Origin of the sequence: Blastococcus brunescens, assembly GCF_035320885.1 — a bacterium.
GTDB lineage: Bacteria > Actinomycetota > Actinomycetes > Mycobacteriales > Geodermatophilaceae > Blastococcus_B > Blastococcus_B brunescens.
This window is the reverse complement of sequence record NZ_CP141261.1, coordinates 1,063,407-1,075,476: the sequence shown is the minus strand read 5'-3', so window position 1 is coordinate 1,075,476 and position 12,070 is coordinate 1,063,407. Positions and strand designations below refer to the sequence as shown.

Below are 12,070 nucleotides of genomic sequence, written 5' to 3'. Positions count from 1 at the left end.
CTCGGGGGTGGCGAAGTTGGCGAGGACGCGCAGCGCACCGAAGTTCCCCGCCTGCACGACGTCGGCACTCCGCGGACAGACCGCGGCGATCTGCTCGATAGCGATGACGGCGTCCATGAGAGAGCCGCCTCCCCGCCGTCCTTCTCGTCGACGGTGATGCCGAGAAGGCCGTTCTGCGCCATCTTCTCGGCGACGTCCCATGGGTAGTCGCTGCTGTGCGCCCGCTCGTGCGCGCCTGCCGCTAGTTCTCGTTGAGCGAAGGCCCGCACCGTGTCGCGGAAGTCCTTCTGCTCGGTCGTCAGATCGAAGTCCACGGTCGATCTCCTCAATTCTTCGTCGCGACGGGTTGCCGTTCTTGGCACTGCACTCCGCTCATCGCGGAGGCATCCGGATCGCGCCATCGAGACGCACCGTGTCGCCGTTGACGTACGAGTTCTCCAACAGCGCCACGACCATGTGACCGAAATCGTCCGGATCGCCCAGTCGACGCGGATGCGGGACGGCGGCCGCCAATGCCTCGCGGATGTCGTCGCGCAGCCGCGCGAGCATGGGGGTCTCGAAGGTGCCGGGTGCAATCGTGTTGACCCGGATGCCGAGGCTGGCCAGGTCGCGTGCCGCCGGCAGCGTCAGCCCGTGGATAGCGGCCTTCGACGCCGCGTAGGACGTTTGGCCGATCTGACCGTCGAACGCCGCCACCGAGGCGGTGAGGACGAATGCTCCGCGATCGCCGTCGAGGAAGTCGTTCTTGGCCATCCGAGCCGCGCCGAGCCGCAGTACGTTGTAGGTGCCGAACAGATTGATGCGGATGACGTCCTGGAAGCTGTCGAAGTCCCCCGGCTCGCCCGCCTTGTCGACGATCCGCAACCGGTCCCCGCCTCGACCCGCGCAATGCACGACCGCCCTCAGCGGGCCCGCCTCCTCGGCGGCGTCGAGCGCGGCACCGACTCCCCGCTCGTCGAGGATGTCCGCGGGCACGAACGTCGCCTGTGGCCCGAGCTTCTCGGCGGCTTCGTCGCCAGGCGATGCCGGCAGGTCGAGGAGCACGACACGGGCGCCCTTTGCGACCAGCCGGCTCGCGGTCGCGAGGCCCAGCCCAGACCCGCCTCCGGTGACGAGCGCGGACGTACCTTCGAGCTGCACAGCGGTTCCTTTCGGGGGTCTCAGGCGACGAGTTCGACGAGCGTGGCGTTGGCGGTCCCGCCGGCCTCGCAGATGGCCTGGAGCCCGTAGCGAATCCCTCGGTCGCGCATGTGGTGGACCATCCGGGTCATCAAGATCGCGCCGGAGGCGCCCAGCGGGTGTCCGACCGCGATGGCGCCACCGAGGGGTTGAGCCTGGCCGGGTCGGCTCCCGTCTCTGCCAGCCACGCAAGGGGCACGGGCGCGAAGGCCTCGTTGACCTCGTACACGCCGATGTCCTCGAGCCGGACGTTGCTCCGGTCCAACAGCTTGGCGGTCGCGGGTATGGGGGCGCTCAGCACCATCACCGGATCGTCACCGACGGCCACGCCGGAGTGGAGCCGCACGATCGGATCCAGGCCGAGCTGGGCCGCCCGCTCCGGCGTGGTGACGATGACGCCCGCCGCCCCGTCCGAGATCTGGGAGGCGTTTCCGGCGGTCACTACCCCGTCCTCTCGGAAGGCCGGCTTGAGTTCGCCGAGCTTGTCGAGCGAGGTGTCTCGACGGATGCCTTCGTCGGTTCGGAAATCCGGCACCGACGGCACGGAAATCAGCTGGCCTCGGAAGGCACCGGCGTCGGTCGCCGCGGCCGCCTTCTCATGGGACGAAAGTGCGAACTCGTCCAGCTGCCGCCGGTCGAGCTTCCACCGACTCGCCATCGCCTCGGCTCCGGGGCCCTGATCGAACCCGTCCACTCCGTAGCGCTCGAGCATCCCGGGGCCGTAGGGCTGGCCTACCGCGCGCGTGGCCCCCAGCGGGACGCGCGTCATCGTCTCCACGCCGCCGGCGACGGCGAGGTCGTAGCGGCCGGACATGACGCCCATCGCAGCGAACTCGATCGCCTGATGGCTGGACCCGCAGGCGCGGTTGATCGTCACACCGGGGATCGATTCCGGCCATCCCGCTGCGAGTACGGCGAATCGACCGACGTTGCCCGATTGGTCACCGAGCTGGGTCACGCAGCCCCACACGACGTCGTCGACAACGTCCGGCTCCAGGCCGGTGCGCCCGAGCAGGCTGGTCAGCACATTGGCCGACAGGTCCACGGGGTGGACGTTGGCGAGTGCGCCCTTGCGGCGGCCGATCGGGGTCCGAACGGCTTCGACGATGACTGCTTCCCGCATCTCGCGTTTCCTCTCATGGCGTCTGGGCGACGGCGTCAGACGCCGCCCATGCAGATGTACTTCGACTCCAGGTACTCCTCGAGACCGTCGTGAGCGCCCTCGCGGCCGATGCCGGACTCCTTGATGCCGCCGAACGGGACGGCCTCGTTGGCCATGAAGCCCACATTGATCCCGACCATGCCGGTCTCGATCGACTCGGCCATGCGCCACGCGCGCCCGATGTCGCGCGTGAAGACATACGCCGCAAGTCCGAGCTCCGTGTCGTTGGCGGCATTCATCACCTCCGCCTCTTCGCTGAACCGGAACAGCGCAGCCACCGGACCGAAGGTCTCCTCACGCGAGAGCAGAGCGTCGCGACTCACGTCTCCGATCACCGTCGGTTCGAAGAAGGACGAGCCGAGTGCTAGCCGGTTTCCACCGGCCAGGATCCGAGCCCCTTGGCGACCGCGTCGTTGAGGTGGGCTTCGACCTTGTCGACCGCCTTCTCGTTGATCAGCGGGCCCATCGTGGTCTCCGACTGAGCCCCGTCCCCACGACGATGTTGCGGACGCGATCGACGAGCTTGGCCGCGAACTCCTCGTACACCGCCTCGTGGATGTAGAAACGGTTGGTACCGACGCATGCCTGCCCCGAGTTGCGGAACTTCGACGCCAGGGCCCCGTCCGCAGCAGCGTCGATGTCAGCGTCCTCGAAGACGACGAACGGCGCGTTTCCTCCGAGTTCGAGTGCCAGCTTCTTGATGGTGCTGGCGCTCTGCTCCATGAGGATCCGACCGACCCTGGTGGATCCCGTGAACGACACCTTGCGGACCACCGGATGGGTGGTCAGCTCCAGACCGATCTCCTCGGGGACACCGGTGATGACGTTGAGCACTCCCGACGGCACCCCGGCGCGGTCGGCCAGCTCGGCCAAGGCGAGCGCGGAGAACGGTGTCGTCGTGTCCGGCCGCAGCACCATCGTGCAGCCAGCGGCCAGTGCGGCCGCCGCCTTGCGGGTGACGATGGTGCTCGGGAAGTTCCAGGGAGTGATGGCGGCACACACGCCGATCGGCTGTTTGATCACCACCACGCGCCGGTCGGGGGCCGGCGACGGGATGGTCTGGCCGTAGGCCCGGCGGGCCTCCTCGGCGAACCACTCGATGAACTGTGCGCCGCTGACGACCTCGGAGAGCGCCTCCTTGTAGGGCTTGCCCTGCTCGGCGGTCAGGATCTGCGCCAGGTCCTCCTGGTGATCGATGATGAGGTCGAACCAACGCCGCAGGATCCGTCCGCGCTCTTTGGCCAGAAGAGCGCGCCAGGCGGGCAGAGCCTGCTCTGCCGCCTGGACGGCACGACGCGTCTCGACGGCGCCGAGCTGCGGCACCCAGCCGACCACCTCTCCGGTGGCCGGGTTGAGCACGTCTGCCGTGTCGCCGAAATCGGCCGGCACCCACTCCCCGCCGATGAGACAGCTCTGCCGCAGGAGCGTCGGATCTTTCAGCTCCACCATGATCGGGTCAGCCCTCGACCCGACCGGCGTCAGCGGCCTCCTTCAGCGGACCGGGCTTCCAGGTCTCGTGGTAGTTCGCGGGGTACGGGTACCAGATCGCCCGGTGCTGAGGGGTTTCGAGCTCGGTGTCGACGTTGATGAGGGTCGGGCGTCCGGAATCGATGGCCGCCTCGAGTGCCGGCCGGAATTCGTCCGCCTTGCTGACCCGGAAGGCTGCGGCTCCCATGGCCTCGGCCATGAGGGCGTAGTCAGGGCCCCACAGCTCCTGCTCACCCACCTTGCGGTAGTCGCACATCGACTCCCGGCCGTACAGCTTGAGCATGGTCTCGCGCTCGATCTGCAGGGAGCGGTTGTCCATGACGACCCACACGATCGGCAGGTTCAGCTCCACGGCCGTCGGAACGACGGTCGCCCGCATCAGGAATGCGCCGTCACCGAGCAGCGCAATCGCGGGGCCGTTGCCACTCGCGAGGCTTGCGCCGAGCACGGACGCCGCACTCCAACCCATGCGGTGCATGAACCCGGAGTGGACGACATGGCGCGACGACGCGGGAAGAAACGACGGCCCGAAGCTGAGCATGTTGCCGGTGTCGAAGTGGATGGAGGCGTCCGGGCACTTCTCGGCGACGACGGCAGCCGTGTCCCAGGTGACCCGGGCGTAGTGCAGCGGTGAGATGTCGGAGGTGCGCATGTACTCGGTCTCGGCGAGCCACTCCGTGCGCTTGCTCGCCAGCAGCTCCGTCCACTCGGTGCGCTCGGAAACGCCGGCCGCCCGCGCAGCGTCGGTGAGAGCCTCCAGGCCCAGGCGCGCGTCGGACGTCATCGCCACCGCGGTCGGGTAGGCGCGGCCGAGCTCGCTGGTGTCGATGTCGATGTGGACGAGCTTGGTGTTCGTCGGGATGTCGAAGAGCGTCCAGCCACCGGTGTCGATGTCGGTGAAGTGGGTGCCGATGCCGATCACGAGGTCGGCATTCCGGGCGCCGTAATTCCCTGCCCCGTCCCGGCGCGGCCGATGCACCCGAGCGACAAGCGGTGGCCCTCGGGGAAGGCAGCCTTGCCCGAGGGGGTGACGGCGACCGGGATCCCGGCGGTCTCGGCGAACTCCAACAAGGCGTCGTTCGCCCGGGAGTTGGCGATTCCGCTGCCGACCACGATGGCCGGACGCTGCGCGCTCTTGATCAGATCCATCGCCTCGGCCACGCCCTGCGGATCCGGGGCGGGGGACGGTTGACCATGTACGGCGTAGGGTCGGGGAGGTCGTCCGGGATCAGGGTGTTCTGGATGTCGAACGGGATCGCCATGACGACCGGACCCGGGCGGCCGGTGTGGGCCGTCTGATAGGCGCGCAGGAACATCTCGATCGCCGTGTCGGGACGAGTCGCCATCAGCGACTTCTTTGTGATGGGCCGCATCACGCCGGCCCAGTCCTCGGGCGAATCGCGGTAGAACTCCTCGATACCGCCGCGGTCGAACCAATGCGTGGCTCCGACGCCGGCCAGGATCAGCATGCCGATCGACTCGTAGTACGCCGTGGCGATCGGCGGGACCGTGTTCATGTTGCCCGGCCCGACGCTGGTCGTCACGATCGGCAGCGGGGGCTTGCGGGTGCGGCGCCAGTAGCCATCGGCCAGCTCGACCGCGTGATCCTCGCTGCGCACGGCGACGCTCGGGATGTCGGTCTCGTGGACCAGCGCGTCGAGAAGTGCCCAGTTACCGTGACCATTGAGCCCAAATACCGCTCGGGTGCCCATCTGCTCCAGCAACCGAGCGATCGCCTGCGCCACTGTAATTTGTCCCATGGAACCCAACCCTCAGCAATCCTTCACGAGTTCGCGAAGACCGGATCGCCGGTCATCCGATTGATTGAAAGTGCGACACACACGCAGTGTTGACGGCCTGGCGCTCGCGTCCAGCCCTTCGACCCATCGCCCCGAGTCCTCAACGTCACTGGTACGACATCCTGGCATTATGTTGAACGCTTAGCAAGTACCTCCTCGATGTGGAGTCCGACCCCGCCGCCCTACTCGGCGAACCGTGGGCGCAGCGACGCGAGCGTCTCGTGGATCGCGGCGCGGACATCCTTCAGCTCCGCCTCATCCGCAGACACGAAGTACTGCAGGACGATGCCACGCAGAAGTCCGTGAAGCAGCAATGCCGCTCCCCTGGGCCCTGCCTCGGAGCTGATGCTCCCGTCGGCCATGCCCTTCTCGACGTACTCCTGGATCCGCTCCCGGACAGCTTTGTAAGCCTCCCGAATCCCCTCACCGATCTCAGGAGCATCCGTCACGGCTTCCGCAGAGAGCAAGAGCATCACACGGGCTGTCGAGTACTCGCGCCCCCAGCGGCCAAGCCGTCGAGGTAGGAGGTGAAGAGCATTTCGATGCAGTCATAGCCGGGCGCCCCGTCGTCGACCGATGGGAGCGTCGCATGGTAGGCGCCGGTTATCTGCTTGATCACCGCCTCGATCAGCTTCCGCTTCGTCCCGAAGTGGTAGTTCGCGAGACCTCGACTCACACCGGCGACCTCGCTGATGCGAATGAGCGAAGCGGCGCCGTAGCCCTCATCGGCGATCACTTTCAGAGTAGCGCCGATCAGCGCATTCCGCGACGCTTCTGTACGCTCCGGCTGAGTCATTTCGGTTCGCGACCTCTTGCTGCTGCTTGCAACACTCATTCCTTCTGCCTCTTCCGGTGCATCGGGTCGATCCAGCCCCGCTGACCGACGTCGTCGTGAGCGCGATCGCCGACACTCCCGCCTCCGATCATCATCGCAGCGGTATCACCGGCACTGCCCACCAGATCGACCACCCGCCACTCGCGGCTCCATCCGGCGTCATGCGGAGCCTCCATGCTGTCCGTGGAAAATCACCGCGCGTCGGATCATCGGCCACCCGCCTCCACGGCGCGCGGTCGACCAATCGCAGCCGAGCTGAGGACGACTGGCGGGGACTACGAGCATGTCGGGATGGGTGGACGTAGCCGAACACCTGCGACTCCTCGCGTACATGGGCAGGCCGGCATTCGCACGATGCGGTGCGGGATGACGGGGAGCGAATGAATGGCATCTCCTATTGCATCAAGGATGGCAGCCACGTCGACAGTGCTGGGAAGGCGAACAAAACCGCAATGACTGCGAACTCGATGAGAACGAATGGCGTCACGCCCCGGAATATCTCTTCGACACGTGTCTTTGACGTAGCAGCCACCACGAAACAGTTCATGCCGACCGGGGGCGTCACAAGACCAACTTCGATGAATTTGACGAAGAGGACACCCAACCAGACCCCGTTGAAGCCCAGGCTTATCGCTACCGGGTAGATGAGTGGCACTGAGATGACGAGAATCGATAATGAGTCAAGGGCCATGCCGAGGGGACGAGTAAGAGCAGGAGCGCGCCCAAGGTCAGGTAAGGATTCAACCCGAGCCCGCTCGCCCAGTCAGTGACCATCTGAGGCAACCGCGCAGAGATGAAGAAGGCAGACAGGATCCCCGATCCCACGACGATTGCGAAAACCATGCTCGTCGTTCCGGCGGTTTCTTTCAAAGCTTCGACCACATTGCTGGTAACGGCCTTGACTCCATCCCTTCGGAACTCCCACACGAGCATTATCGCGGCAGTCAACGCACCCATTGCTGCGGATTCTGTGGCGGTAAAGAGGCCGCTGTAGAGTCCGCCGAGAACGATCAAGAAGAGTATGCCTACGCGGACTACTCCTCGCAGTGGGAGGTCGCGCATGCGGAGTTCATCCGCGTTCATGCGCATATACTCCACAGGCTCTAACGTCTCGGTCGCCGCCTGTGCTTCGCGCTTTGCGATGCCGTGGAGTTCCAGGACATCCTGAGGGTCACCCTGAACGTCCGCAGCGAAACCACTCTGGCGCTCACCCTGAGCAAGGGCGGCCCACTTTTCCTTGTTTTTCCTCGCGACCACGAGAATGTACGCGATATACGCACAGGCGGAGAGTATTCCGGGAATTATTCCCGACGCCAGCATTGCTCCAACTGACTCACGGGTGATGATGGCGTACAGCACGAGGAACAAGCTCGGCGGAATCAGTACGCCCAGCGTGCCGGCGACGGCGACGGTTGCACCCGCGAAAGACGCTGGGTAGCCCGCCTTCCGCATCTCCCCGACCGACAGGCGTGACATGGTCGCTGCCGTGCCTATCGACGATCCCGATACGGCAGCGAACCCGGCGCACGCCATGACGGTGGCAACGGCCAATCCTCCAGGTAGCCGTCGCGAGGCGAGTCTAGCCACCGCGTAGACTTGCTCGGCGATTCGGGCTCTCACGGCGAAGACACCCATAAGGATGAACATTGGAACGATAGTCAACGAGAAGGAGTTTGTCTGCGTGAACGGAATGGAGCCGAGTTGGTTGGTCACATACTCCGCATCGCCCCGCAAGAAGTACAACCCAGTAATGCCGGATAACGCAAGTGCCAGGGCGACGGGCATCCGTATCGCCAGCAGTACCAGAAGCAAGACCACCACTAGTGTGATGAGCAGACCGACAGTCATAGTCCTTCACCTTCGGCACCCAATTGGTCCTGCCCACGCAACAAGCGAACCACATTGGCGATAACGACAATAAGCCAAGAACAAAGTCCGATGGCAATGATCCAGCGAGCCGGCCAGAGCGGCCAGGAAAGCAACCCGGTCCGCGTCTCACCCCTTTGAACCGAGTCGACGGCGCGTTCAAGAGTAGCCAACAGGAGCCATCCGATCGTTCCGATGCTGAGGATTCCAGCGGTGACCAAGGTCCACTTCGCCGTTGCCTTTGGTAGGCGCGTGACCAGCAGATCAACGCCGATATGCGCACCACTGACGCCCGCGTAGGCCAATCCCAGGAATACTGTTGCTACGAGAGCGGTCTCGCTCAGCTCGAGCACGCCTGGTATGGAGCGATCAGTGAGGTTCCGATAGATAACGTCAGCCGCGATAGCTATCAGCATGACCATGGTGCTCACGGATGCCAATATCCCTAGTGGAACAGCCACGGCTTTCGCCAGTTTCTCCATCGTTCGTAGGTTCCCTTCGATGGGAGCAGATCCACTGACTGAAAGTTGGAAAACAAGCCAAAGGCGGCGTAGTCGTCCGCGCAGCCTCAGGTTGGTTCCTCATCACAGTGGGCCGTTATCGTCAGACGACGGCCCACTGTGATGATTGCGCCATCGCCCGAATGACCGATGCACTTCTCAGGCTGGAACTGGCGTGGAGGTCGCACTGGAGCTAGTTAGCTCGGCTCAGAGCTTGCGATGCACTCCAACGTGGGGTCGACGCTCTCGGTGTCATTCGCTTCCAGCAGTTCGAGGTAGGTGTCGAGATATTCCTGCGCGCCTGTTAGGCCGGCGGCCTCCGTCGCGCTGACCCAAGAGTCGAGCTGCTCGTCACGTACCATCTCTGCCCACTCGTCGGTGGCTTCGTCGCTCCACTGATCTAGGGTGAGATTCTCAGTGCGTTCGTGGACGGCCTGGCACTGCTCACCGGCCAACTCCCGCGCGATGTCGGTCGCCGCGCCGCCATTGAGCTCTTCCGTGACCTCGTCGAGGATGGCACGATCCTCGTCCGATAGGTCGCTGTACACGTCAAAGTTGATCCACATACCGTAGCTGTTGTAGTGACCCACTCCGGGGTCCGTCCAGTACGGCAGGAGTTCGTCAAACTGATAAGCGGTGACACCATTGAGAGACATCCCCGTACCCTCGACAACTCCGCGCTCGAGCGCTTCGTACAATTCCGGGACAGGCAGTGTCACCGCCGAGCCCCCGGCCGCGTCAACTGCCTCAAGGATGTACTGGCCCGACTGACGCCAACTTACGTCGGGAATGTCAGCGACTGACTCGACTGGTTCGGGGCTGCCAAGGAGAAGGCGGCCGGGCGAGAAGTGTGCGATCGGCACGAGGCCGTTGTCTTCCCAGACCTGACGGGCTCCTTCGTTCTCCTGGTTCACCTCGTACATGGACTGCATGAATGCCTGTTGATCGTGTGCAACGAAGGGCAGGTTTGCTACGCTAATGGTGGGAAACAACTGCGGCGTGTAGTCAGTGATCGACAGCCCCATGTCTGCGCGACCGTCCTGCACACATATCGCGATCTCATTCGCCGGGCAGAGCGAATTGGCCGGAGTAATATCGAATGTGACGCGCCCCTCCGTACGCTCTTCCACCTCGTCGGTGAACCAGCGTGTAACTCGGTCGCCCACGTCGCCGGCCTCCGCCATTGTGGCAACCACGATCTCGGTCTCGCCGCTCGCTCCTTCGTTTTCGCCGCTCGCTCCTTCGACGCCCCCGCATCCCGCCAGGAGAAGGCTTCCGGCGATCAGGGACGGGAGGACCGTACGGCGCTGTGCGCGTGTATCAGACTTTGTGCGGGGGATAGTCATACGGGACGCCTCACCTATCAGTCGGTTTTCTGGGGTTGCCTGCAAGGGCGGTCAGTTTGATCTGCCCACCGTAGAATGGCTGGGCGGATCAACGGTCATCTCTTATCCTGGAGCCACGTTGCGCATGCACGCGCGGTGGATTTGTAATCGCCGACATCCACTCCGCGTGCCTAAAGGATGGGGTCGTTGGATGGCTGTCAATAGATTACTTGTCGCCGTGTGTTGCTGGCGTGGTATCTGCCGACGTGACCAAGCCGTCAATCGCCTGTGGTGCTACTCCAAACACGGCAATGTCAGGGACCAGGTGCGTCGTCAACGCGAATCTGTGCGTCACGGTTGGTGCACTCCCGGAGGGCCCTGATCGGCTCAAGGTCGACGCCTTGACTAAGGTTCAAACACCAGCCCTCTAATCGGGAGATCTCGTGGGCAGGCAAGGCGCTTCGCGCGTTATCACGATATTTTGCGATGACCTCCTCACGAGGTATCGGCCTCATAAGGCCACCGCGGTGATGCCGGATATGCTTTTCAAGTACCCCACCATCCGACAATTCGACGCGTACTCCCCGGGAGCGACGCGGGGAAAGTGTCGTACTGCATGACCTCATAGTCGACTCTGCTCGCGACGTCCAAGATTCCGGGATCGGACAGGAAGGGTTCATCGAACGTATCTGTGTCCACGACGCCTTCCTGTAGCCAAGCTGCGAGCACAAACGGCACGCTGAACTTGCTTTCGTACGGTGTTGCTGGGCGGATCTTGCGCTCGATAGGATTCGCCACCAACTCCGCGCCGACTTTCGGAGTGAAAACGGTAATCCGGTCCACCTGGTCGGGGCCGAACGCATGGTCGGCTTGCAGCTCGCGAAGCGCGTCGAGAGGCGCGTGCACGAAGTGGCAGGCCGAATAGGGCTTAATTGAGAGTTCGAGCGTATGCCATTCGTCGCTCAAGTCGCCGATGATGTCCTCCGACTTGAAGTCAGTCCGACCGAGGAAGGCGGAGTACAGGCCGTTTCTCCCCTCCAGCACGCTCGTCGGGCCCGTGGCTCCGAGTTGAGCGAGCTGGACTGCGATGTGAGTTGAGTGCGCCGCCCAACCAGGGTGAAGCTGCTTGGTGGATGATCCATCCGACAGGTAAGCCATCAACCCGGACGCCATACTTCCGGCAATGCCAAGAGCATTGGTGGTCTGATCAGCCGTAAGTCGGTTGAGTCGCGCCACAGCGACAGTCGCTCCAAAGACCCCGCAGATTGATGTCGGGTGGAATCCGCGTCGGTGGAAGGCGTCGCCCGCCACTCGACTGATTCGGCTCGTCGTCTCGCCGCCGGCGATCAGCGCCACCAGAAGTTCTTCGCCGGTACTTCGCCGCTCCTCGGCCGCGGCGAGCGCCGCCGGAACAACGACGGTGCTTATATGCATCATCGCCGGAGGGTAGGTATCGTCAAAATCGAGCGCGTGGCATGCAATCCCGTTGACGAGTGCTGCGTCGGCGCCTTGAATGCCGCTGCTTACGCCGAGCCCCGAAGCCGCGCCGGGGGCGGCTCGTAGGCCGTAGCCCCGGGCCACCTCTGCGGCGCCGGTCCCCACGGCAGCGATTCCACATCCGAGGGTGTCGAGAAGGTGGAGCGTCGCGGTACCGATCACGTCCCGCGGGATATCGTCCAACTTCAACGTCGCGCCGAACTCGGCGAACGACCGTGCAGCCGTTGGTTCGAACCGCTCGGTCATGCCGCTCCTCTACGTGTGCGTTTCGAGACGAGGCACCGCTACGAAGTCGTGCGCTGTGAGGCTAATCACCCGGCCTCTTGTTAGTCAAGAACCTTGCTGAATATCCAACATCTTGGTCCGGGCGCTGCGCCGAGCCGGCGGTCCAGGCCAGCAGGTCGGCTCAGGGACTTCGG

12 protein-coding genes and 3 pseudogenes are annotated in these 12,070 nt (G+C 64.2%); all 15 read right to left on the bottom strand.

What is annotated here, in order from left to right; translation table 11 throughout:
• Nucleotides 1–24 precede the first annotated feature (24 nt).
• Nucleotides 25–401: pseudogene (locus tag U6N30_RS07280) on the bottom strand (acyl-CoA dehydrogenase family protein); the annotation flags it as partial.
• On the bottom strand, nt 373–1,140 hold the full coding sequence (locus U6N30_RS07275; protein ID WP_324276741.1) for an SDR family NAD(P)-dependent oxidoreductase: 768 nt from the start codon (nt 1,138–1,140) through the stop codon (nt 373–375). The pseudogene U6N30_RS07280 and the gene U6N30_RS07275, both read right to left, overlap by 29 nt.
• 20 nt (nt 1,141–1,160) lie before the next feature.
• A pseudogene (locus U6N30_RS07270) lies at nt 1,161–2,302 on the bottom strand (thiolase family protein).
• A gap of 35 nt (nt 2,303–2,337) precedes the next feature.
• Entirely contained in the window at nt 2,338–2,727 is a 390-nt protein-coding gene (locus U6N30_RS07265) for an aldehyde dehydrogenase family protein (RefSeq protein WP_324278197.1), read from the bottom strand.
• 67 nt (nt 2,728–2,794) lie between these two features.
• Entirely contained in the window at nt 2,795–3,790 is a 996-nt protein-coding gene (locus U6N30_RS07260) for an aldehyde dehydrogenase family protein (protein ID WP_324276740.1), read from the bottom strand.
• A gap of 7 nt (nt 3,791–3,797) precedes the next feature.
• Nucleotides 3,798–4,370 (bottom strand): thiamine pyrophosphate-dependent enzyme, encoded by a 573-nt coding sequence (locus U6N30_RS07255; RefSeq protein ID WP_324278196.1) that lies wholly within the window; start codon nt 4,368–4,370, stop codon nt 3,798–3,800.
• Between the two features lie 267 nt (nt 4,371–4,637).
• A pseudogene (locus tag U6N30_RS07250) lies at nt 4,638–4,978 on the bottom strand (hypothetical protein); the annotation flags it as partial.
• A complete protein-coding gene (locus U6N30_RS07245; RefSeq protein WP_324276739.1) occupies nt 4,969–5,574 on the bottom strand; it encodes a thiamine pyrophosphate-binding protein in 606 nt (201 codons plus the stop codon). The gene U6N30_RS07245 and the pseudogene U6N30_RS07250, both read right to left, overlap by 10 nt.
• Nucleotides 5,575–5,810: 236 nt before the next feature.
• Nucleotides 5,811–6,101 (bottom strand): TetR family transcriptional regulator C-terminal domain-containing protein, encoded by a 291-nt coding sequence (locus U6N30_RS07240; RefSeq protein ID WP_324278195.1) that lies wholly within the window; start codon nt 6,099–6,101, stop codon nt 5,811–5,813.
• On the bottom strand, nt 6,101–6,424 hold the full coding sequence (locus tag U6N30_RS07235; RefSeq protein WP_324276738.1) for a TetR/AcrR family transcriptional regulator: 324 nt from the start codon (nt 6,422–6,424) through the stop codon (nt 6,101–6,103). Before U6N30_RS07235 ends, U6N30_RS07240 begins: the two co-directional genes overlap by 1 nt.
• 433 nt (nt 6,425–6,857) lie before the next feature.
• The gene (locus U6N30_RS33530; protein WP_422678043.1) at nt 6,858–7,154 is read right to left on the bottom strand and encodes a TRAP transporter large permease subunit; all 297 of its coding nucleotides are present in this window, start codon (nt 7,152–7,154) and stop codon (nt 6,858–6,860) included.
• Nucleotides 7,097–8,311, bottom strand: a complete 1,215-nt coding sequence (locus U6N30_RS07230) for a TRAP transporter large permease (protein ID WP_324276737.1) — start codon at nt 8,309–8,311, stop codon at nt 7,097–7,099. Before U6N30_RS07230 ends, U6N30_RS33530 begins: the two co-directional genes overlap by 58 nt.
• A complete protein-coding gene (locus U6N30_RS07225; RefSeq protein ID WP_324276736.1) occupies nt 8,308–8,811 on the bottom strand; it encodes a TRAP transporter small permease in 504 nt (167 codons plus the stop codon). The genes U6N30_RS07230 and U6N30_RS07225 overlap by 4 nt, the downstream gene beginning before the upstream one ends.
• A gap of 215 nt (nt 8,812–9,026) precedes the next feature.
• Nucleotides 9,027–10,013: a TRAP transporter substrate-binding protein DctP gene (dctP, locus tag U6N30_RS07220; protein ID WP_324276735.1), complete on the bottom strand. Its 987-nt coding sequence runs from the start codon at nt 10,011–10,013 to the stop codon at nt 9,027–9,029.
• Between the two features lie 687 nt (nt 10,014–10,700).
• A complete protein-coding gene (locus tag U6N30_RS07215; RefSeq protein ID WP_324276734.1) occupies nt 10,701–11,897 on the bottom strand; it encodes an MmgE/PrpD family protein in 1,197 nt (398 codons plus the stop codon).
• Between the last annotated feature and the right edge of the window lie 173 nt (nt 11,898–12,070).